We start from the raw sequence: 23,166 nt of genomic DNA on the forward strand, positions 1-23,166 counted from the left end.
GCATGTTTGCAGAAAATCCCATTAAACGCCGTCAGAGTACGCAAATCCGTGTCGGAAACGTACTGATTGGTGGTGATGCACCTATAGCGGTGCAGTCTATGACAAATACCCGTACTACTGATGTTGCGGCAACGGTGGCACAAATACAGGCGATTGCCAAAGCCGGGGCTGATTTGGTGCGCGTGTCTGTGCCGACAATGGAAGCGGCAGAAGCCTTTAAACTGATAAAGCAGCAGTCTCCAATTCCGTTGGTGGCAGATATTCATTTCGATTATCGCATAGCACTGAAAGTGGCGGAATACGGCGTGGATTGCTTACGGATAAATCCGGGTAACATAGGACGGGAAGATCGCATCCGTGCGGTGGTTGACTGCGCCCGCGATCATAACATTCCGATCCGTATCGGGGTAAATGGTGGCTCGCTGGAAGCTGATATTCAGGAGAAATACGGCGAGCCTACGCCAGAGGCACTGGTTGAGTCGGCAATGCGGCATGTGGATATTCTGGACAGGCTGAACTTTGACCAGTTCAAAGTCAGCGTTAAAGCCTCTGATGTGTTTCTGGCTGTCGGAGCTTACCGTTTGTTGGCGCAGCAGATTAAGCAGCCACTGCACCTTGGCATTACCGAAGCCGGTGGCGCACGTGCCGGTGCAGTGAAGTCTGCTATTGGCCTGGGTATGCTGCTGTCAGAAGGTATAGGCGACACGCTGCGTATTTCGCTGGCCGCTGATCCGGTAGAAGAAGTCAAAGTGGCCTTTGATATCCTTAAGTCGTTACGGATCCGCTCACGCGGTATCAACTTTATTGCCTGCCCGAGTTGTTCGCGGCAGGAGTTTGATGTCATCAAAACGATGAACCAGCTGGAAGAGCGGCTGGAGGATGTTACTGAGCCGCTGACGGTGTCAGTTATCGGCTGCGTGGTAAATGGCCCGGGCGAAGCGCTGGTGTCAGATCTAGGCGTGGCCGGTGCCAGTAAAAAGAGTGGTTTTTATATTAATGGCCAACGGCAGAAGCTGCGGCTGGACAACGAGGCTGTTGCTGAACAGCTGGAACAGCAGGTGCGGGAGTATTTGCAGCAGAAAATAGCCGTGCGTCAGCTGGATTAAGCCCGGTAACATACTTGGTGTTTGGTGGCGTTGCGCCTATAATCGCCGCAGTTTTTTAATTAAACCGATGGAAATGTAATTTTGTCGAAGCAAATCCAGGCCATTCGCGGCATGAACGACTGTTTGCCGCAGGACACGCCGGCATGGCAATACGTTGAGCAGATGCTACGCAGTACAGTAGCAAGCTACGGCTACAGTGAGATCCGTTTCCCGATCGTGGAAATGACTGAGCTGTTTAAACGCTCGATTGGTGAAGTGACTGATATTGTAGAAAAAGAAATGTACACCTTTGCTGACCGCAATGGTGACAGCCTTACGTTGCGCCCGGAAGGCACAGCTTGCTGCGTGCGCGCCGGCAACGAACATGGCTTGTTGTATAATCAGGAACAACGGCTGTGGTATACCGGCCCTATGTTCCGTCATGAGCGCCCGCAAAAGGGCCGCTACCGGCAATTTCATCAGTTTGGTCTGGAGGCTTTTGGTATCGCTTCGGCTGATATCGATGCTGAAGTGATCATGCTAAGCGCGCGTTTGTGGCAGCAGCTTGGCTTAACACCTTACGTGAAACTGGAAATTAACTCTCTGGGTTCAAGTGAAGCCCGGGCGGCTTATCGTGACGCTTTGGTTGCTTATCTTGAGCAGCACAAGACAGTACTGGATGAAGACAGCTTACGGCGGATGTACACGAATCCACTGCGGGTGCTGGACAGTAAAAATCCGGCGCTGGCAGAGGTACTCGCCGCAGCGCCTCAGTTGGCGGATTATCTGGATGAAGACTCTGCAGCGCATTTTGTCCGTCTTAAGCAGTTATTAATGCTGGCCGGTATTGAGTTCAGCGTTAACCCTCGTCTGGTGCGTGGCTTGGATTATTACAATAAAACCGTATTTGAGTGGGTCACCACTGAGCTTGGCGCTCAGGGCACAGTCTGTGCCGGTGGCCGCTACGATGGTCTGGTTGAACAGCTAGGCGGTAAAGCGACACCGGCAGTGGGTTTTGCTCTGGGGTTGGAACGGTTGGTATTGCTGCTGCAAACACTGGAGCTTTTACCGCAACTCGCCGCAGCGGCTGATGTCTATCTGATGGCGCTGGGTGAGCAGGCGGAACTTGCGGCACTTTCTGTTGCCGAAAGGCTGCGGTCAGACTTGCCGGGCATGCGTGTTATGGTGCATTGTGGCGGCGGCAATTTAAAGAAACAAATTAAGCGGGCAGATAAATCGGGTGCAGCCATTGGCTTGATCCTTGGCGAAGATGAGCTAAGCCGTAATGAGGTCACCGTGAAATGGTTGCGTGAAGATAAACCGCAGCAAACTATTTTAATAACTGAACTGGCAAAAGCGCTGGCCGTGACAGCATAACCGGCCTTTGACGTAGAACGGAGTAACGCAGTGGAAATTTACAGCAGTGAAGAACAACAGGTAGAAGCGATAAAGCGCTTTTGGCAACAATACGGCAAGGCTATTCTCGGTGGCGTGGTGCTGGGGCTGGCAGCATTATACGGTTTCCGCTTTTATCAGGCTGAGCAACGCGGCGCGGCTGAACAGGCTTCTACCAAGTTCAGTCAGTTGGTTGAACAACGTGATGCGTCAACGGCCAGTGAAGACTGGTTAGCGCAGGCTCAGGGCTTTATCGACAGCTCTAAAGGCGACAATTACGCGGTGCTGACAGCATTACTGGCCGCAAAAGATGCAGTAACACTGCAACAATACGATAAAGCTGCAGAGCAGTTAAGCTGGGTACTGAGTCACGCAAAAGAGCCGGCCGTGCTGGCTGTAACGCAATTACGTCTGGCGCGGGTGCAGCGTGAGCAGGGTAAACTGGATGAGGCACTGGCAACACTTGGTACTGCCGTACCGGAAAGCTTTGCTTCAGCTCAGGCTGAACTGAAAGGCGATATTCTGCTGCAGGCAGAAAAACCGGCAGAAGCTAAAGCTGCCTATCAGCAAGCGCTGACCAAGGCTGGTCAGAATAGCCAGCTGTTACAAATCAAGCTGGATGAACTGGCACACGTCACTGCAGTGTAAAGAGGTAAGCGTGAAATTACAGGTTAAACAGGCAATACTGCTGGCGGCTCTGGTGCTGGCGGGCTGTTCCAGTAAAGAGAAACTTGTATTACCTCCGGTGAATAACATTATTGATCCGGATGTGGTGTGGGAAAAAAGCGTTGGCTCGGGCGTTGAACATTACGAGTCCAGCTTATCGCCAATTATCGTCAAAGACACCGTTTATGCTGCCAGTCGTGAAGGCCTGGTGGCGGCTTTTGATTTGCAAAGTGGTAAACGTAAATGGCAGTTTGATTTACGTAAACCCGCCGGTAGCTCATTCTGGCAGGGTATCAGCGATGTCTGGTCAGGTGACAATGCCCGTATTTCAGGCGGCCTGAGTTTTGGCTACGATAAACTGTATTTTGGCACCGAAAACGGTGACGTTGTTGCCCTAACTACAGACGGCGAACTGGTATGGCGCACGGAAGTAAAGGGTGAAGTGCTGGTCAGGCCCGCTGTAGGTGATGGCTTAGTGGTTGTTGCTACCGGTGCCGGAACCCTGGTTGCGTTGCACCCGGATACCGGCGAGGAGCGCTGGCAGTTTGAAAACGAACAGCCAGTGCTGACATTACGTGGTACCAGTGAGCCTGTTATTGAAGGTGGTGGCGTGATTTACGGCTCAGGCAGTGGCCAGTTGGGTGTGCTAATTGCCGAGCGTGGTTACCAGGCCTGGGAAGAAGCCGTAGGTGTTCCGACCGGGACTACTGATTTATCCCGCCTGGCTGACGTTGATGCTAAACCGATAGTTCGCGGCGGCACTGTGTACAGCATTGCTTATAATGGCGCTTTGGTTGCACTGGAGCTGCGTACTGGCCGCCAGTTGTGGAAGCGCGACTATGCCAGCTTTCACAATATGGCAATGGAAGGCGATACCTTGTATCTGGTCGACAGCGAAGGGCGGATATACGCTATTGATAGCCGCAGCGGTACGGAAAAATGGTCTCAGTTTGGGCTGAATAAGCATAGTCTGACTGGCCCTGCTGTATACAAAGATTACCTGGTTATTGGCGATAAAGCCGGCAACCTGCATTGGCTTAACCGTGAAACAGGTGATTTTGTCGCACGTCTGAGTATGGACAGTTCAGGTTTTTACACCGATGCGGTAAGTGACGGTACCTATCTATTGGTACAAAGCCGTAATGGTGAGCTAGTCTTATTACAAACGCCGTAAACCGGGTTTGGTGGTTAACGTTTTTAAACAGGCCTGTACCGGGCCTGTTTTGTTATTTTTGAGGTTCACATAATGTTGCCTGTCGTTGCCCTTGTAGGGCGAGCCAATGTCGGAAAATCGACGCTGTTTAACCGCTTAACCCGTACCCGTGATGCACTGGTGGCGGACTTTCCCGGCCTGACCCGCGACCGCAAATACGGTTCGGTTAATTTTGAAGGACTGGAGTTCATTGTGGTCGATACCGGTGGTATTGATGGTAATGAACAGGGCATTGAAGTTGAAATGGCTGAGCAGTCACTAAAAGCTATCGACGAAGCAGATGTAGTGCTGTTTATGGTCGACGCCCGGGTTGGTGCGACCGTTGGCGATGAAGCCATAGCCGCCCATATCCGTAAAGTCGAAAAGAAAGTCTTTGTTGTGGCTAACAAAACCGATGGTCTGGACGCCGACACCGCCGTGGCAGATTTTTACAGCCTGGGCCTTGGAGATGTATACCCTATTGCTGCCGCACATGGTCGAGGGGTTTCTGCACTGCTGAACCGGGCTCTGGTGCCACTGCTGTCAGAAGAGCAACAGCAGGCATTAACCGCCGACGAGAGCGAAGATGAAAGCCCGGCGCTGGAAACACTGACCGACGAGCAAGCAGCTGCTGAAGCCGAGCGCCTGCGCAACGAGCATATTAAGCTGGCGATTGTTGGCCGGCCAAATGTGGGTAAATCGACGCTGACCAACCGTATTCTCGGTGAAGAGCGGGTGGTGGTATTTGATATGCCAGGTACCACGCGCGACTCTGTGTATATTCCGATGCAGCGTAACGAGCGTGACTACACCTTAATTGATACTGCCGGCGTGCGTCGCCGTGGCAAAATTGATGACATGGTTGAGAAGTTCTCGGTTGTCAAAACGCTGCAGGCGATTGAAGATGCCAACGTGGTTATTCTGGTGCTGGACGCCCGGTTAGGTATTTCCGATCAGGATTTAAGTATTCTGGGCTTCGTACTAAATGCCGGCCGGTCACTGGTTATCGCAGTGAATAAGTGGGATGGCTTAAACGACAGCATTAAAGATGAGGTTAAACGTGAGCTGGACCGCCGCTTAGGTTTTATCGATTTTGCCCGTTTGCATTTTATTTCTGCTCTGCATGGATCTGGTGTCGGTAACCTGTTTGAGTCGGTAGAAGAAGCCTTTGACAGTGCCACCAAACGCCATAGCACTGCACTTTTGACCCGTATTATGAAAATGGCGCAGGAAGATCACCAGCCGCCACTGGTGCATGGCCGCCGGGTAAAACTGAAGTATGCCCATGCCGGTGGTTATAACCCGCCGCTTATCGTTATTCATGGTAACCAGGTGGATGATTTACCTGACTCGTACAAGCGCTATCTGATGAACTATTTCCGTAAAGCGCTGCAAATGATGGGAACACCTATTCGCATCGAATTCCGCGAAGGTGACAACCCCTTTGCACCCACGAAAAAGAACACCGAAACACCGCTACAGAAGTACAAGCGCGAGCGCTTGATGAAAGCGCGTAAGAAACTGGATCAATAAGGATACAGGCATGAATTTTCGTTTCCCGGTTATTGTTATCGACGAAGACTTCCGCTCAGAGAATATCTCTGGCTCGGGCATCCGTGATTTGGCTGAAGCTATCAGCAGCCACGGCTTTGAAGTGGTCGGTTACACCAGTTATGTCGATTTAAGCGCCTTTGCGCAGCAGGCCAGCCGCGCATCCTGTTTTATTTTGTCGATTGACGATGAAGAGTTTGGTACCGGCACGCCAGAAGAAGTCGAAAAGGCCCTGATGGAACTGCGCACCTTTGTTAAAGAAGTGCGTAAGCGCAATGCTGATATTCCGATTTTCCTTTATGGTGAAACCCGTACCACACGGCATGTACCGAATGATGTCCTGCGTGAGCTGCACGGTTTTATTCATATGTTTGAAGACACGCCAGAGTTTGTTGCCAAGCATATTATCCGCGAAGCGAAAAAATACCTGGATGCCTTGGCGCCGCCGTTTTTTAACGCCCTGATGGATTACGCTTCAGACGGCTCTTATTCATGGCACTGCCCGGGTCACTCGGGTGGTGTTGCTTTCTTAAAAAGCCCGGTCGGGCAGATGTTTCATCAGTTCTTTGGTGAAAACATGCTGCGTGCAGACGTCTGTAACGCGGTAGATGAATTAGGCCAATTACTGGATCACACCGGTCCGGTGGCACAAAGCGAGCAAAATGCGGCGCGGATTTTCAGCTGCGACCATTTGTTCTTTGTTACCAATGGTACCTCAACCTCTAACAAGATGGTGTGGCACTCAGTGGTAGCGCCGGGCGACATCGTGGTGGTAGACCGCAACTGTCATAAATCGATTTTGCATTCGATCATTATGACCGGCGCCGTACCGGTGTTCTTAATGCCTACGCGCAACCACTACGGCATTATCGGGCCAATCCCGAAAAGCGAGTTTTCACCTGAAGCGATAGCGAAAAAGATTGCAGCTAACCCGTTTGCCCGCAATGCCAAAAACAAAAAACCGCGTATTTTGACCATTACCCAAAGTACTTACGACGGCATTTTGTATAACGTTGAAGAGATTAAACAAGAGCTTGGCTCAACTATCGATACACTGCATTTTGACGAGGCCTGGTTACCACATGCCAGCTTCCACGATTTCTATAAAAACATGCATGCTATTGGTAAGGATCGGCCGCGGTCAGAAGAAACGGTGGTCTTTGCTACCCAATCTACCCACAAGCTGCTGGCGGGCTTGTCGCAGGCGTCACAAATTCTGGTGCAGAACGCTGAAAAGCGCAGCCTGGATACGCATCGTTTTAACGAATCTTACCTGATGCACAGCTCGACCAGCCCGCAGTACGCCATTATTGCCAGCTGTGACGTAGCGGCGGCGATGATGGAGCCACCGGGTGGTACTGCGCTGGTAGAAGAGAGCTTGCTGGAGGCGATAGAGTTTCGCCGTGCGATGCGCAAAGTTGATGCCGAATACGGTGATGACGACTGGTGGTTTAAAGTATGGGGCCCGGATGAGTTACCGGAAGAAGGGTTGGGTACGCGTGACAACTGGACACTGCATGCCACCGACAGCTGGCACGGTTTCGGTGCGATAGAGTCGGGCTTTAACATTCTGGATCCGATTAAAGCTACCATCATTACGCCGGGGTTAAACCTGCACGGTCAGTTTGACGAACACGGTATGCCTGCCGCTATTGTCAGTAAATATCTGGCTGAGCACGGTATTATTATTGAGAAAACCGGCCTGTACTCATTCTTTATCATGTTTACCATCGGTATTACCAAAGGCCGCTGGAATTCAATGGTAACTGAGCTGCAGCAGTTTAAAGACGACTATGATCAGAACCAGCCAATATGGCGGGTCATGCCAGAGTTTGCGGCTAAGCACCCGCGTTATGAAAAAGTCGGCCTGCGCGATTTGTGTCAGCAAATACACAATATCTATCGCAAGTACGATGTAGCCAAGGTTACAACAGAGATGTATCTGTCGACCATTGAAACGGCAATGACACCAGCCGATGCGTGGGCCAAGATGGCGCACCGTGAGATTGAGCGGGTATCGATTGATGATATTGAAGGCCGTGTTACCGCTATGCTGGTTACACCGTACCCGCCGGGTATACCCTTGATGGTACCGGGCGAGCGCTTCAATAAGACGATCATCAACTATCTGCAGTTTACCCGTGCCTTTAACAGTGCCTTCCCGGGCTTTGAAACCGACGTGCACGGCTTAGTGCGTGAACTGGTAGATGGTGAAGTGAAGTACTTTATTGATGTGGTAAAAGAATAACGCTGGCGTTCTAGCCTTTTACTAAACAGAAACCGGGTTGGTGTTATACCAGCCCGGTTTTTTTAGCGCTCTATTTTTCGATAAAGGCCTGCTCTATCACGTAGTGGCCCATAGTGCGCGAATTGGCTTTTACAAAGCCACGCTGGTCGAGCATACCCATCAGTTGTTGTAGCATGGCGTCGTTGCCGCATAGCATAAATCTGTCATGTTCAGGGTTAAGTGCTGGCATACCGATATCTTGTAATAGCTTACCGCTGTCGAGCAGATCAGTAATGCGGCCCTGATGTGGCACACCGTTTCTTACATAGTCTTCTCTTGTGACTGTCGGGTAATAAATCAGCTTTGCGCGGACTTCTTCGCCAAAGTAAGGGTTATCCGGTAATACCTGCTCAATTTCATGCTGATAGGCCAGTTCTGAGCGCCAGCGCGTACCATGTACCAGAACAATTTTGTCGAAACTGTCATAAATAAACGGATCACGGATAATGCTCATAAAAGGCGCAAGCCCGGTGCCGGTGCTTAATAAATACAAATGTTTACCGGGAATAAGATAACCGGGGACCAGCGTACCGGCAGGGCGCACTGTCAGCATAACCGGATCGCCAACGTTGATATTTTGCAGTCTTGATGTCAGGGCGCCGTCAGGCACTTTAATGCTGAAGAACTCAAGCTCTTCCTCGTAGTGGGGGCTGGCGATGCTGTAGGCACGCATCAGTGGCCGGCCATCAACTTCCAGCCCAATCATAACAAACTGGCCGCTTTCAAAGCGAAAAGACGGTTCCCGCGTGGTTTTAAAGCTAAACAGCGTGTCATTCCAGTGGTGAACAGCGGTGACAGTGGCACTAACAATATTACGCATGACAGTCCTTACTGAATGGGCCTGAGCGCAATTATGCCACAGTACATTAATTGATAATAGTTATCATTAACGTGTTGTGCGGTCTACTGACAATAATTGCCGGTGAGCTGCAAAAATTTATTTGTTTCTTACTTGGTGCTGCAATGCAGTGGACAGTTTGGTCATGACAATAGCGCCAATAACTGCTTTTCGATAGCAAACACATGTTCATCGTGCTCACTCATATCGCGCAGTGCCTGTGCCAGTTTAAGTACATAGTCGCTGTTCGGCCCGCTCGGGCCATGACTTCTGGCGATATGGGCGGCAATGTCATGATCACTGGCAGGGCCCAGATACGCCTCGTTATCTGCACCGGCTAAATACACCACGCCTTCTGTTTCGCCACTTTCATCTAACCAGTGCAGCGGGGTAAATATACGTAAATAACCGTTTTTCTCACGATGGTCCAAATGTTCAAAGGTATCGGGTGTCACTTCATACGCCATACCGGCGCAACGTGCCCCGGCTGATTCTATCAGTGTTAATACCCGCCCTGGCGCCTCTGGCGTTCCACGGTGATCATGCGAGCCCTGCCAAAACCGGCGCTGCCAGCCATAAATGTAGGCGGGTTTGCTGTGTAAAAACGGAAAATCGGTTTTATAAATCAATGAACCGTAGCCGAATAGCCAGACAGATTCTAAGTGATCCAGTGGCTGGCGCTGTTTATTAAGGGAAATAGTGTTATGTGACATCAATCTATAGTGCCAATTATCTTACTTTGTTCGAATTCTTTATTAATGCCTAAACCTAAACTTCATTTAGTTTAGTCACCTGTGCATCAAACCGGCCTTCTGCCAGTTTAATGGCTACCTTATCGCCGGCTTTTAGCTGGCTGCTATTGGTTACGACCTGTTGTTTTTCATCAAAGGTAATGCTGTAACCGCGTGCTAACGTGGCGAGGGGGCTTACAGTGTTTAGCTGGCTACCTAATTGAGCTAAGCGTTGTTTATGTTGCTTTAACTGCTGTTGCTGCGCTTGTTTCAGCCGTTGCTCCAACTGGCTAATATATTGCTTTTGTTGGGTAAGCACCTTGCCAGGGGAGAGCTGGCGTAGGCTTTTGTCCAGATACTGCTGTTGTTGCTGCGCGCTTAATATGTTGCGTTTGATGCTGGCGGTTAAACGCAGTTGCAGTTCATCAAGCCGTTGCTGTTGTTGCTCCAGTCGCCTTTTCGGGTGTAGCGCCAATAAGCGCTGACTCAGATTTATAAGCTTTGGCGCCACCTGTTGCATACGGGCACGCTGCGCCTGAATAAGTGCACTGCGCAAGCGGCTGATACGTTCCAACAAGTGCGATTGATCCGGTGACACTAATTCTGCGGCAGCAGAGGGGGTTGGTGCGCGCATATCGGCGACAAAGTCGGTTAGCGCAAAATCGATTTCATGACCTACGGCACTTACAATCGGAATCGGGCAGGCTGCAACGGCACGACATAACAATTCATCGTTAAAACACCATAAGTCTTCCAGAGAGCCGCCGCCACGGCCAATAATTAATACATCTACTTCATTGCGGCGTATCGCTGTACTGAGCATATTCCTAAGCTGGGTAGCTGCGCTGTCACCTTGCACCTGGCTGGGGTAAATAATTACTTCAATACCCGGCGCGCGCCGCTTAAGTACGGTAACAATATCCCGCACAGCTGCGCCGGTGGGTGACGTTATTATGCCAACACGCTGTACCTGCACAGGCAACGGCTTTTTATTCGCCGGGTCAAACAAGCCCTCGGCCTGTAATTTGGCTTTTAACTGCTCAAACTGCTGCTTTAATAAACCGGCACCGGCGCTTTCAATAAATTCGGCCAGTAACTGATATTCGCCGCGCGGCTCGTACACACTGATACGGGCACGGATAAGCACCTGCTGGCCGTTTTGTGGCCTAAAAGTGCTGTTGCGGTTAGCCATTTTAAACATGGCGCATTTTACCTGGGCAGCGCTGTCTTTTAACGAGAAGTACCAATGGCCACTGGCGGCCGCGACAAAGTTAGACACTTCACCCTGCAGCCACAGTGTTTGAAACTGCAACTCCAGTGTTAGACGTACTTCACTGTTTAAACGGGATACGGTGTAGATATCAGGGTTTTGCATAGCTTGTATGGTATTGGCTGCCGCGACTTTTGTGCCTAGCGTAACATAAAACAAAAAAAGCTTTGTGATACGCGTGCAAAACCGTTAAAATTGCGCCGCAACATTCCCTATCTTTTCAGCCACAGCGAGATTGTTGCAATGCTCAGGATCAAACAAGAAGCCCTTACCTTTGACGACGTGTTACTGGTACCGGCGCACTCTAGTGTTCTACCTCACACCGCCGATTTACGCACCCGACTGACTAAAAGCATCACGCTGAATATTCCTATGGTATCTGCGTCTATGGACACAGTAACCGAAGCCCGCTTAGCCATTGCGCTGGCGCAGGAAGGTGGCTTAGGTTTTATTCATAAGAATATGACCATTGAAGAGCAGGCTGCCAACGTTCGCAAAGTGAAAAAGTACGAAAGTGGTGTGGTGTCTGATCCGGTAACGGTTGGCCCGGATATGACGATCCGCGAGGTGCAGGCGCTAGCGCAGCAGCACGGTTTCTCGGGTTTTCCGGTGGTAGATGCCAGCCATAATCTGGTAGGTATGTTAACCAGCCGCGATATGAGCTTTGAAGCAAACAATAACGAAAAAGTCTCCAGCCTGATGACACCGCGTGAGCGTTTAGTCACTGTGCTGGAAACGGCACCGCGTGAAGAAGCCTTTAAAAAGATGCACCAGCATCGCATTGAAAAAGTGTTGGTGGTTGACGAAGAATTTAAACTTAAAGGCTTAATCACGGTACGCGATTACTACAAAGCTGCCAGCAAGCCAAACGCCTGTAAAGATGAGTTAGGTCGCCTGCGCGTAGGCGCCGCTGTGGGCGTAGGCCCGGGCACTGACGAGCGCATAGCAGCATTGGTAGAAGCCGGTGTAGATATTCTGCTGATTGATACCTCGCACGGCCACTCGCAGGGCGTGATTGACCGCGTGAAACACACCCGTGCCCAGTACCCGGAGTTACAAATCGTGGCCGGCAACGTGGCCACCGCTGAAGGTGCTAAGGCGTTAGCGGAAGCCGGTGCTAATGCCGTTAAAGTTGGTATCGGCCCGGGCTCTATCTGTACTACCCGTATCGTCACCGGTTGTGGTGTGCCGCAAATTACTGCCATTTCAGAAGCGGTAATGGGCGTGGCAGGTACCGATGTCACTATTATTGCCGACGGTGGTATCCGCTTCTCTGGTGATATCGCTAAAGCCTTAGTCGCTGGTGCCAACTGCGTAATGGTGGGTTCAATGTTTGCCGGTACTGAAGAAGCACCGGGCGAAGTTGAGCTGTATCAGGGCCGTTACTATAAATCTTACCGCGGCATGGGGTCACTGGGCGCGATGGCGCAGCGCAATGGCTCGTCAGATCGTTACTTCCAGGGCAGCAACAATGCTGAGAAACTGGTACCTGAAGGTATTGAAGGCCGTGTGGCGTACAAAGGCCCAATGGAAAACATTATTCACCAGCAAATGGGTGGCCTGCGCAGCGCCATGGGTTTAACCGGTAGCCCGACCATTGATGATTTACGCACTAAGCCTGAGTTCGTGCGGGTAACCTCCGCCGGAATGGGCGAGTCGCATGTGCACGATGTGCAGATCACCAAAGAAGCCCCTAACTACCGTTTAGGCTAAACAGTTTCGGTTTCATCGGCTGGCTCACCCCAGCCGCTTTACTTTTTAAAGGTCGCTATGAACAAAAACATTCATCACCACCGCATCTTAATTCTCGACTTTGGTTCGCAATATACCCAGCTGATTGCCCGCCGCGTGCGCGAAATTGGCGTGTACTGTGAATTGTGGGCCTGGGATGTCACTGAAGAGCAAATTCGTGAATTTAACCCAACCGGTATTATTTTATCCGGTGGCCCGGAAAGTGTGCATGAACATAACTCACCGCGCGCACCAGAGTACGTGTTTAACGCCGGTGTGCCGGTATTAGGCATTTGCTATGGTATGCAGACGATGGCAGAGCAACTGGGCGGTAAGGTGCAGGGCTCTGATCTGCGTGAGTTTGGTTATGCTCAGGTAGAAGTGGTTGCTGAAAACGACCTGTTTGCCAAAATTGAAGATCATGTCGGCAGCAACGGCAACGCTCTGTTAGATGTATGGATGAGCCACGGCGACAAAGTAGTGCAAATTCCGCAAGGCTTTATCACCTGCGCCAGTACCAGCACTTGCCCGCATGCCGGTATGGTAGATGAAGCGCGTCAGTTCTACGGCGTGCAATTCCACCCGGAAGTGACCCACACCCGCCAGGGCCTGCGGATGCTGGAGCACTTCGTCGTTGATATCTGCGGTTGCGACAAGCTGTGGACACCGGCATCGATTATTGAAGATGCCGTTATTCGCTTAAAACAGCAAATTGGTGACGATCAGGTTATTCTAGGCTTATCCGGTGGCGTGGATAGCTCAGTGGTGGCGATGTTGCTGCACCGTGCTATCGGTAAAAACCTGACCTGTGTGTTTGTTGATAACGGCTTGCTGCGCCTGAACGAAGGCAAGCAGGTTATGGATATGTTTGGTGATCATTTCGGCCTGAACATTATCAAAGTCGATGCCGAAGAGCGTTTCTTATCAGCACTTGCCGGGGAGAATGAGCCGGAAGCCAAGCGTAAAATCATCGGCCGCGTGTTTGTTGAAGTGTTCGATGAGCAGGCGCAAAAGCTGGCTAACGCCAAGTGGCTGGCGCAAGGCACCATTTACCCTGACGTGATTGAATCGGCCGGCTCTGCCACCGGTAAAGCACATGTGATTAAATCGCACCACAACGTCGGTGGTTTACCGGAGCATATGAAACTGGGCCTGGTCGAGCCGCTACGCGAACTGTTCAAAGACGAAGTACGCAAAGTCGGCTTAGAGCTTGGTCTGCCATACGACATGCTGTACCGTCACCCGTTCCCGGGGCCAGGTTTAGGTGTGCGGGTACTGGGCGAAATCAAAAAAGAATACTGCGATATTCTGCGCCGCGCCGATGCCATCTTCATTGAAGAGCTGCACAAAGCCGAGTTATACCATAAAGTCAGTCAGGCGTTTGCCGTGTTCCTGCCGGTGAAATCAGTAGGGGTTATGGGTGATGCCCGTAAGTACGACTGGGTAGTATCACTGCGTGCAGTAGAAACTATCGACTTTATGACCGCGCACTGGGCACACCTGCCGTATGATTTACTGGGCAAGGTATCTAACCGCATTATCAATGAAATCAATGGTATTTCCCGTGTGGTTTATGATATCAGCGGTAAACCACCAGCCACCATTGAGTGGGAATAAGCCCTGCGTTTAGCTAAAGCCAGCATATTGCTGGCTTTTTTTTCGGGCGAGGAATTTCATTCTAAGTATCATTTTTAGGTATTATTGTTAGTAGATATGGTTGGTTATAAATTAATCAGCTCTTCACTGTTTTGCTGTTGTCAATTCAATAAGCATTCTATTGACTGGTGTTTAGGGTAAAGAATATTCTTTTTTTGATGGTGCAGTCCAGCGACTGCATATAAAAAAAGAATGCTAAATATGACAAACTTATCAACAGCAATTGGCATACTCGTTCTGTGTTTTGGTGTGGCAGGTTGTGCCGCTGCTCCCAAATTAGGCAAGGCAGATACAACCGGCTTTGACGCCGCCAACGCAACCGTACTTGTAGAATATACGCTCGATATTTCGCCCCTTGACGAACTTGACGCAGAAGAGATAGCGGAGCAACGCAGCATACGCTACGAAGAGATTAAACAGGTACTGCAAAGCCATGGTTTTAACCCGGTAAGCAGCGGCATGGCAAACTTTCGTGTCAGGGTAGCCGAAGGCGTAGCAAAGGATATTACCGGTGAATGGACCGGTGCAGCAGGGGCGACCACGGTTCTGATCACGCTGGGGGTGGTACCGGCGGTATTTAGTTATAGCGCCAATATTAATTATGAACTGTGGGCGGGGCAGGAACTTATTCACTCGATAGAGACGCCGGCGCAGTGGGATGAAGCCGTGGGGCTAATTTCGTTCTCCTCGACATTAAGCGGTACTGATGCCGCCAAATCTAAAGCCCGCACTGAAGCACATGACAGTGTGGTTCGGTTGTGGATTGAACAGGGTTCGTTTGAATGAGTGCCCGTTTGTTATTCACCATACGCAATGTGCTCTGCCTGTTGCTGTTAGGTTGTTCTGCTGGCGCCAATGCTGGGCGCTATCAGCCTGCACCAGAATGGTTACAAAGTGTAAGCGCGCCGGAACCCTTTCTGCCTTATCGGCTCGGTGTTGTCGAATTTAAAGAAGGAACCAGCGGTGACTGGCTGGAATACATGGGCGATCTGCGTGCGGCGCTGCGTGGTAGCAATTATTTTCAGTCAGCCAGTGCTCCGCGACTGCGACTGGAAATAGAGCGTGGTATTCAAAGTGGCAGTGTTAACGAAGACGGTTGTAAAACCAGCCCGGGCTCACTGTCGCTTACTTACCGTTTTCTTGATGCTGGTCGTGAGATAACCAGCTTTGCTATTACTACCCGTGCGCCAATGAATGGTGACAGCAACGATTTTGATGCTGCGATGGCGGGTAATTTGAAACACTTTTTATTACAGCTGCGCAGAACGCAGGCTGACGCCGGTTTTGCAGCAACAGCTGACGCGTTGGCTGCAACTATTCAGCAAGAATTAGGCGAAGGCTCTAGCTTGGGCTGTAATGTTGGTATGGTACTGGCAAATGGTTTTGTTGCGGCAATGGAGGGCACTATCGCAGTTATTGAGGGTGTAGGTGAAGTAGCTGGTGCTGTGGTTGAAGTTGCCGCCAGCCCGGAGTTTCAAAATACATTAAATGCCGAAATGGCTAATTATCAGGCGCAACAAGCGCAGCAAGATGCCTACTACCGCAACTTGCAGGCGCAGGCCAATGCTCAGGCGCAGGCTCAGGCCGAAGCAAAGCGGCAGCGCCAGCTCGCAGTGCAGCAACAAAAAGCGGCCGAGCAGCAAGCCGGCCGCGAGGCATTGGCTAAACAATTGGCTGAGGGTATTGCTTACCGTAATCAGCAAATAGCCAAAACGACGGATGCCACGACTTTGGCAAAGTTGCGCCGCGACAACGAAGGAGCATTGCAGGCGGCGCAGCAAATAGGCATGTACAGTCAGGTCGATAGTATGGCGACTCAGGCTACTCAGGCCGGCTTCGATCAGGCGCGGGTGCAGCGTACTGCTGATGAGCAAGCTGAGAAGCAGCGTCTGGCGGCACAACGTGCTGAACAGGAGCGGCAGCAACGCGAGTTGGAAGCCAGACAACGCGCCGAGCAGCAACGGCTGGCTGCGGAAAAGGCCGCTCAGGAGCGGGCACAACGTGAGCTGGAAGCCAGACAACGTGTTGAGCAACAACGCTTGGCTGCTCAGCGCGCTGAACAGGAAAAGAAACAAGCCTGGTCTGATTATCTGGCTGTTTATCGGCGTTCTATCCGTTTAGGTGCAAAGCAATGTGATGGCAAAGACAAACCGTATCGTCTGATTGGCGATCGGCCATCAAACCCATTGCCGAAAGTAATTTCACATTATTCTTCTTGTATTTCCGTGCACTACGAAGCTCGTTGTCCGGGTACACCAAAAGGGGTTGGTGTAAAAGCGACACAGTATAACTTTACCGGTATGGGCTTGGGGTGTTTGTCCGCAGAGTCCTTAATGCCGCAGCGACTGGCGTGCAAAGACGAAGATGTTATAGTTGAAACAATAGATGTTACCGGTTGTAGCTGACAGCAATGTCTGTACAAGTCTGGTGAAACGCTTAAGCAGCAGAGGCTGGCATCAAATGCGCAATGTAAAACAACTTAACTTCAGTGTTGTGATTAACGCACCGGTACAGACGGTTTGGCAGCGTATGCTGTCTGATGTTGGTTACCGCAACTGGACCTCGGCGTTTTGTGAGGGGTCGTATTTTAAAGGCAGCTGGCAGCAAGGCGAAACCATAAGGTTTTTATCACCGTCTGGTAATGGTATGGTTGCCACTATTGCCGTGAACGAGCCGCTGGAGTTTATCTCGATAAAGCATCTGGGCTTTATTGTTGGCGGCAAAGACGATTTTAGCAGTGACAATGTCACCAGCTGGGCGCCGGCTTTTGAAAACTATTATTTTCATAACACTGATGGTGTTACAGAGCTTAGAGTTGAGCAGGATATTGCACCGGAGTATGAGCAATATATGCAGGATACCTGGCCTTTAGCATTACAGAAACTAAAAGCGTTATGCGAGCGTAACGAATAGCTTAATTAGAGCCTGACAAGGCCTGTGGCACAGTATCTTTTCACTTGCTCGACATCAAACAGATTTCAACAAATAATTAATAAATCACTATTCAGGCTCGTGCTAAACACTTAGTATGAGACTGTTATTGCGTTATATTGTTTCCTTAGCTGGTACAAAAATAACGATAGTTAATTGACTGATATGAGATTTGAGCCTTGTTATCGATATTACTTGTAGATGATGACCGCGAATTTACTGACGTTGCCAGTCACATCATCGACTTTTTAGGGCACACGGTGTCTGTTGCCGCCAATCTGGAGGAAGCAACAGAATGGCTGCAGCACAACAACTTTGACCATATTCTGTTGGATTTCATGCTGCCGGATGGCAGTGGCATCCATTTGATGGACCGGGTGCAGCAGCTGTTTCCGGTACCGAAAGTGACTTTTATCACCGGCCACCCGTCGGTTAAATCGATCATTGCTGAGCTTTGCGGGCCCAAGGTTGATTATTTGCTTAAACCTATTCAGCGCGAAGCGCTGGAGCAAGTGCTTAGCCCGGGCAAAGCTAAAATCAAAAAAGCTGCTGCAAACCAGGTTAAAAAGCACTTTGATTGTTTGATCGGTGAGTCTGAACCGATGCAGCAACTGTATACCATGATAGAGCGCGTTGCGGCGTCAAATGCTAATGTAATGCTGATGGGCGAGAGTGGTGTAGGGAAAGAGGTTGTTGCGTCTGCCATTCACACTGCCAGCAAAACGGCCGGCCCACTGGTTGCAACTAACTGCGGCGGCTTGTCAAAAGAGCTGATCGGCAGTGAACTGTTCGGCCATGAAAAAGGCGCTTTTACCGGTGCTGTTGCGCAAAAAGCCGGGGTGTTTGAACGGGCGCAGGGCGGCACGTTATTTCTGGACGAAGTAACCGAAATGCCGCTGGACATGCAGCCGAATTTATTGCGGGTGCTGGAAACGAAGAAGATTATCCGTGTTGGCGGCAGCAAAGAGATCGCCGTCGATTGCCGGGTAGTGTCGGCTACTAACAGAAGCATGCAGAATATTGCCGAGCAGAATATTTTGCGTGAAGATATTTACTTTCGGCTGGCAGTGTTTCCGATAGAGATCCCACCGCTGCGCGAACGATCCGAAGATATTCCATTACTGGCAAAAGCATTTCTGGCCAGTTTAAACGAAGAGAATAATACGGATTATCACTTAACTGACGCCCAGCTACAGCGGCTGGCCAGCTTTGACTGGCCGGGTAATGTCAGGGAGCTGCGTCACACTATTCACCGTGCTTATATCATGAGCGATCCGGCAAAAAAAGAAATTGAGCTGCCAGTCTCTTTTGCATCACCCTTTTCGGCGGTGAAAAAAGAGCAGACAGGGCTGACACCCGGTAAGACGATAGAGGAAGTTGAAAAAGAACTCATTTATCTGACGCTGAAAAAAGTCAATGGTAACAAAACCTTGGCTGCCGATATGCTGGGTGTCAGTGTTAAAACCCTGTATAACCGCTTAAATGCGTATGGCGGCCTGGGCGAGTTTAGTTAAGTTTGCAAACAGGGGAAGACGGATGGCCGACATCACGCCGGAAAAGTTAGCACAACAAATCCATGATATCCGTAAGCCGTTAAACCGAATCTCAATGCAGGCTGAACTCATCAAGTTGGTGCTGGAAAATAATTTACCACCAGAGAAAGCGATAGAGGCGGTGGATAAAATACTGCAGTCCTGTCAGGACTGTAGTCATTTACTGCAAAGCCTGTTAGATACCTCGCCATGATACCCCAACTAAGGAATTAATAGATGCCAAAACGTGTGTTCGATAGTGCGCGTGCCAGCTGGTTTTTGTTGGGGGCTGTCATGATGTGTCTGATTGCTTTCAATGGTTATCTTGCTGTTAGTTCAATTAAAGAGCTAAGTAGTACGCAAACCAGCCTGACCAACACCGGCGACATTATCACCAAGCTAAACAACTTACATTTGTCCGTATTGTCTGCCGAGTCTGGTCAGCGGGGATACTTATTAACTGACGACGAATTATATCTTGAGCCTTATCAGGACGCATTAAAGCAGGTAAGGGCACAGGTTGCAGATGTTAAAACTATAGCGTCTGAGATGCCTGAGCAGCAGCTGCGCATCAACGAGATAATCCGGCTCAGTGAGGCCAAAATAGCAGAACTGACAGAAACGGTAGAATTGGCACGACAAGATAAAGAAATACTGGCGCTTAGATTGCTAAAAACAGATCGCGGACAGAATATCTATATGGAGCTGCGTGCTTTATTTGAAGTTGCAGGTCAAACTGAAAAGTCCTATCGTGAGAACTTGTTTAAGCGCCTGTCGAAAGGTCGAAAAGACGCGCTGCTGAATTTTATTCTATCTGGTGTGTTAAGCAGTGTGCTGGTGATATTGATGCTGGTGTTATCTTCAATAAGTGTCAGAAAAGAGCGTAAATATCTGGATGCGCTGGAACAGCAAAATGAAACCCTGACGGTTAAAGTAGAGGAACGCACCCAGGAACTACGCCTGTATTCAGAGGAATTAAGCAGAAGTAACAGAGAACTTGAAGACTTTGCCTTTGTTGCATCGCATGATTTGCAGGAACCACTTAGAAAAATTCAGGCATTTGGTGACAGGTTGGAATCGTCGTTCAGTCAGGATTTAGGTGAAAAGGGGTTGGATTATCTGAAACGGATGCGCAATGCAGCCAACAGAATGTCATTGCTGATTAATGACCTATTGGATTTCTCCCGTATCAATACCCGCGGCAGAGACTTTGCTGACACAAACCTGACTGATGTCGTTAACGAAGCATTGGATGATTTAGAAATCGCTATGCAGGAAAGCGGTGCTGAGGTAAATACCGATAATTTGCCCGTTATTCAGGCGGATAATAGCCAACTTCATCAATTGTTTCTTAATTTGCTGTCAAATGCGATTAAGTTTCGCAAACCGGACACCGCACCGGTTATTAGTATTACTGTGGCTAGTCACGAGCCAAACATTATGCAACAAGCCATCTGCGACAATTGGTATCATATAGAATTTAAAGACAACGGTATTGGCTTTGCGGAGGAATATGCTGAAAAGATTTTTACACCGTTTCAGCGTTTGCATGGACGCTCAGAATACAAGGGGACCGGAATTGGCCTGGCGGTGTGCCGGCGCATAGTTGAGCGCCATCGTGGGTTGATTTACGCATCAGGTGAACCGGGTACCGGCGCCACCTTCACTTTAATTTTGCCTGCCGATGCCACACCATTTGGCAGCAAAGGAGACTAAATATGCCACTGACTAAAGCCCGCCCCATTACTATCCTGATGGCGGATGATGACGAAGACGATCGTTTGTTAACACAGGATGCGCTGCGCGAAAGCCGGGTGCTTAACTCACTGTATTGTGTTGAAGACGGTGTCGAACTGCTGGAGTATCTGCGTAAGCAGGGCAAATATGCTATCGGTGCACCATGCCCCCGGCCAAGTTTAATTCTGCTTGATTTAAATATGCCACGTATGGACGGCAGGGAAGCGTTACGTGCGATTAAAGATGACGAGAATTTACGTGGTATTCCGGTGGTTATATTGACTACCTCTAAGCAAGAAGAAGATATGGTAAGGGGTTATAATCTGGGCGCGGCGTCTTACATTACTAAGCCGGTTAACTTTGACGGCCTGGTTGAGCTGATGCGCACTTTGGGCAAGTACTGGGTTGAATTTGTCGAGTTACCAGAACAAGACGATGACTGAGTTATTAAAGCCGATTGTCCGTGCCAACATCCTGTTAGTTGAGGATGATGAAGATGACTACATAATTACCCGAAGCCATCTTGATGATTTAGTGTCACTAGACTGCCAGCTGACATGGGTTACCAATTCAGCTGACGGTTTGCGCAAGCTAACCGAAGGCTACTTTGATGTGTGCTTGCTGGACTATCAACTGGGGGCCGAAACAGGCTTGTCTTTATTAAAGCAAGCCTTTGATGCTGATATATCAACACCAATCATTATGCTTACCGGTCAGCCAGACAAGCAGCTTGACCTGCAGGCTCTAGAGTACGGTGCTGCAGACTTTCTGGTAAAAAGTGAACTGACAGAAGCGCGGTTTGCCAGGGCAATACGCTATGCGTTGAGCAGACGCGAGTTTGAACTTGAACGTATGAATCGGATGCAGCTTGAAGCCGATAACAGATCAAAAGACCGTTTTCTGGCCCACCTGAGCCATGAGCTCAGAACGCCGCTATCTTCAATACTGGGTTATACCGAGTTACTACTGGAGTCGGATACAGCAAAGGACGCCAGACCAGAGCTAAATATTATTCTGAGCAATGGCAAGCATCTGCTGAGTTTGCTAAACGATGTGCTGGACCTGTCTAAAATAACCGCTAATAAACTGGAACTGCGACCAGAGCCAACCAGTTTACGGCATGTCTTACTTGATATCTATACCCTACTTAAAGTAACGGCGGTCGATAATGGCTTAACGCTGACTGTCAACTCATTAACCACTTTACCGGTTCTGATAACGGTTGATGGTACCCGGCTGCGACAAGTACTGATAAACCTGATTTATAACGCGATTAAATTTACTGAAAGTGGCGGCATTACGGTTGACTTATGGGTGCAGCAGGAAAGCAACAGAGAAATGCTATATTTCCGAGTCACCGATACCGGCGTCGGTATTCCCACCGGGCAGCTAAAAGACATTTTTGCCCCCTTTATGCAAGTCGAGGATTACCTGACAAGGAAAAAAGGCGGTGCAGGCTTAGGTTTAGCCATTTCTGCAGAGCTGATCCAGCGGATGGGCGGCAGCATAGATGTTGTCTCTGAAGAGCAAAAAGGCAGTGTCTTTACGTTTTGCGTCGACCCGGGCGATATCAGTGATACGCAGAGATGTTATTTTAATCCGGAGCAACAGCTTATAGACAGCGGTAGCAGACAGGATAAATTGACGCTGGCAGGCGAAGTACTGATTGTCGACGACCTGGAAGACTTACGTAAGCTTGCCAGTTACTGGGTAAGTGCGACCGGAGCTAGCGTTGATTTGGCAGAGAACGGTTCTGAGGCTATTGAGAAAGTAAAACGCAAGCAGGAAACAGGAAGCAGTTATAGCTTGATCCTGATGGACTTACATATGCCGGATATTGACGGGCGCGAGGCAACAACCGTGATTCGCAAGCTTGGCTATCAGTATCCGATTGTGGCGCTAACAGCTGCTATGGCAAAAGGCATTAAGCAGCAGCTCGCGGGTCTGGGTTTTAATGATGTATTGTCGAAGCCAGTAACAAAGCATCAGCTTTATCGCATGTTACGCTCGTATTTAACGAGCCCTGCACTATCTGCTTCTACCGCGGTATCTGAAGATAAACCATTGCATTTTCTGGTCGTTGAAGATGATGCTGAAGCTGCTCAACTGATGCAGATACTGCTGCAGAACCTTGGCGTTAATGTAACCTTGGCGCAAAGTGCGGAAGAGTGTATGCAGCTGCTAGCATTGCATCATCACTTTGACCGCATTTTGCTGGATATGGGCCTGCCCGATTGCAACGGCTTGCAACTGGTTGAACGTATAGAGCATAGCTATCCTGAGAATGTTGTCATTATTGTCAGTGGCCACGATTATGAACCGGCTGTATCGTCCAGCGCTATAGTGCAGCAAAGCGTTGTAAAGCCGTTGAGCAAACAAACACTGAGTCAAATTGTGGCCACATGCCGTTGATTTTTAGTCAGTTAAATGAAGGTCTCTGAGCAGTTTATTCAGTTTGGGCGATGTAAATAATTCCCACTGCTATGTTGGTATTACACTGTGTTAACGCCACGGCATTAGTCGCATCCTGCATAATATGCTTTTAAGTTTTTGAAAATATTTAA

Annotated in this window: 19 protein-coding genes; 16 read left to right on the plus strand and 3 right to left on the minus strand. The window is 49.7% G+C overall.

What is annotated here, in order from left to right; translation table 11 throughout:
- The first annotated feature begins 2 nt into the window (after nt 1-2).
- From ispG to LHL18_RS13405, 6 genes are all read left to right on the plus strand, one after another.
- Entirely contained in the window at nt 3-1,106 is a 1,104-nt protein-coding gene (gene ispG / locus LHL18_RS13380; RefSeq protein WP_226767440.1) for a flavodoxin-dependent (E)-4-hydroxy-3-methylbut-2-enyl-diphosphate synthase, read from the plus strand.
- Nucleotides 1,107-1,187: 81 nt separating this feature from the next.
- Nucleotides 1,188-2,462 (plus strand): histidine--tRNA ligase, encoded by a 1,275-nt coding sequence (gene hisS, locus LHL18_RS13385; RefSeq protein WP_226767441.1) that lies wholly within the window; start codon nt 1,188-1,190, stop codon nt 2,460-2,462.
- Between the two features lie 30 nt (nt 2,463-2,492).
- Nucleotides 2,493-3,128 carry a YfgM family protein gene (locus tag LHL18_RS13390; RefSeq protein WP_226767442.1) on the plus strand — a complete coding sequence of 212 codons (636 nt, stop codon included), beginning with the start codon at nt 2,493-2,495 and terminating at the stop codon, nt 3,126-3,128.
- Between the two features lie 10 nt (nt 3,129-3,138).
- Nucleotides 3,139-4,320 carry an outer membrane protein assembly factor BamB gene (bamB, locus tag LHL18_RS13395; RefSeq protein ID WP_226767443.1) on the plus strand — a complete coding sequence of 394 codons (1,182 nt, stop codon included), beginning with the start codon at nt 3,139-3,141 and terminating at the stop codon, nt 4,318-4,320.
- A 72-nt stretch (nt 4,321-4,392) separates the two neighbouring features.
- On the plus strand, nt 4,393-5,871 hold the full coding sequence (der, locus tag LHL18_RS13400) for a ribosome biogenesis GTPase Der (RefSeq protein ID WP_226767444.1): 1,479 nt from the start codon (nt 4,393-4,395) through the stop codon (nt 5,869-5,871).
- A 10-nt stretch (nt 5,872-5,881) separates the two neighbouring features.
- On the plus strand, nt 5,882-8,137 hold the full coding sequence (locus LHL18_RS13405) for an arginine/lysine/ornithine decarboxylase (RefSeq protein ID WP_134057654.1): 2,256 nt from the start codon (nt 5,882-5,884) through the stop codon (nt 8,135-8,137).
- 70 nt (nt 8,138-8,207) lie between these two features.
- Here LHL18_RS13405 and LHL18_RS13410 read toward each other — a convergent pair whose 3' ends face one another.
- From LHL18_RS13410 to xseA, 3 genes are all read right to left on the minus strand, one after another.
- Entirely contained in the window at nt 8,208-8,996 is a 789-nt protein-coding gene (locus LHL18_RS13410; RefSeq protein ID WP_226767445.1) for a ferredoxin--NADP reductase, read from the minus strand.
- A 161-nt stretch (nt 8,997-9,157) separates the two neighbouring features.
- Nucleotides 9,158-9,727 carry a gamma-glutamylcyclotransferase gene (locus tag LHL18_RS13415; RefSeq protein ID WP_226767446.1) on the minus strand — a complete coding sequence of 190 codons (570 nt, stop codon included), beginning with the start codon at nt 9,725-9,727 and terminating at the stop codon, nt 9,158-9,160.
- A 55-nt stretch (nt 9,728-9,782) separates the two neighbouring features.
- Nucleotides 9,783-11,120, minus strand: a complete 1,338-nt coding sequence (gene xseA, locus LHL18_RS13420; RefSeq protein WP_226767447.1) for an exodeoxyribonuclease VII large subunit — start codon at nt 11,118-11,120, stop codon at nt 9,783-9,785.
- Nucleotides 11,121-11,258: 138 nt separating this feature from the next.
- On the opposite strand from xseA, the gene guaB reads away from it, so the two are divergent.
- From guaB to LHL18_RS13470, 10 genes are all read left to right on the plus strand, one after another.
- Nucleotides 11,259-12,728, plus strand: a complete 1,470-nt coding sequence (gene guaB / locus LHL18_RS13425; protein WP_226767448.1) for an IMP dehydrogenase — start codon at nt 11,259-11,261, stop codon at nt 12,726-12,728.
- 57 nt (nt 12,729-12,785) lie between these two features.
- Nucleotides 12,786-14,363, plus strand: coding sequence for a glutamine-hydrolyzing GMP synthase (gene guaA / locus LHL18_RS13430; RefSeq protein WP_134057644.1), 1,578 nt, complete (start codon nt 12,786-12,788; stop codon nt 14,361-14,363).
- A gap of 240 nt (nt 14,364-14,603) precedes the next feature.
- A complete protein-coding gene (locus tag LHL18_RS13435; protein ID WP_134057642.1) occupies nt 14,604-15,188 on the plus strand; it encodes a hypothetical protein in 585 nt (194 codons plus the stop codon).
- Nucleotides 15,185-16,807: an MAP7 domain-containing protein gene (locus LHL18_RS13440; protein WP_226767449.1), complete on the plus strand. Its 1,623-nt coding sequence runs from the start codon at nt 15,185-15,187 to the stop codon at nt 16,805-16,807. Before LHL18_RS13435 ends, LHL18_RS13440 begins: the two co-directional genes overlap by 4 nt.
- Entirely contained in the window at nt 16,788-17,315 is a 528-nt protein-coding gene (locus tag LHL18_RS13445; protein ID WP_226767450.1) for an SRPBCC family protein, read from the plus strand. The genes LHL18_RS13440 and LHL18_RS13445 overlap by 20 nt, the downstream gene beginning before the upstream one ends.
- Nucleotides 17,316-17,512: 197 nt before the next feature.
- Nucleotides 17,513-18,847, plus strand: coding sequence for a sigma-54-dependent transcriptional regulator (locus tag LHL18_RS13450; RefSeq protein WP_226767451.1), 1,335 nt, complete (start codon nt 17,513-17,515; stop codon nt 18,845-18,847).
- Nucleotides 18,848-18,869: 22 nt separating this feature from the next.
- Nucleotides 18,870-19,079: a histidine kinase dimerization/phospho-acceptor domain-containing protein gene (locus tag LHL18_RS13455; RefSeq protein ID WP_134057636.1), complete on the plus strand. Its 210-nt coding sequence runs from the start codon at nt 18,870-18,872 to the stop codon at nt 19,077-19,079.
- 23 nt (nt 19,080-19,102) lie between these two features.
- On the plus strand, nt 19,103-20,581 hold the full coding sequence (locus LHL18_RS13460) for a sensor histidine kinase (protein ID WP_226767452.1): 1,479 nt from the start codon (nt 19,103-19,105) through the stop codon (nt 20,579-20,581).
- A 2-nt stretch (nt 20,582-20,583) separates the two neighbouring features.
- Nucleotides 20,584-21,045: a response regulator gene (locus LHL18_RS13465; RefSeq protein ID WP_134057632.1), complete on the plus strand. Its 462-nt coding sequence runs from the start codon at nt 20,584-20,586 to the stop codon at nt 21,043-21,045.
- Entirely contained in the window at nt 21,038-23,014 is a 1,977-nt protein-coding gene (locus tag LHL18_RS13470) for a response regulator (RefSeq protein WP_226767453.1), read from the plus strand. Before LHL18_RS13465 ends, LHL18_RS13470 begins: the two co-directional genes overlap by 8 nt.
- The last annotated feature ends 152 nt before the right edge of the window (nt 23,015-23,166 follow it).

Source organism: Rheinheimera aquimaris, from assembly GCF_020531985.1.
Taxonomy (GTDB): Bacteria; Pseudomonadota; Gammaproteobacteria; order Enterobacterales; family Alteromonadaceae; genus Alishewanella; species Alishewanella aquimaris.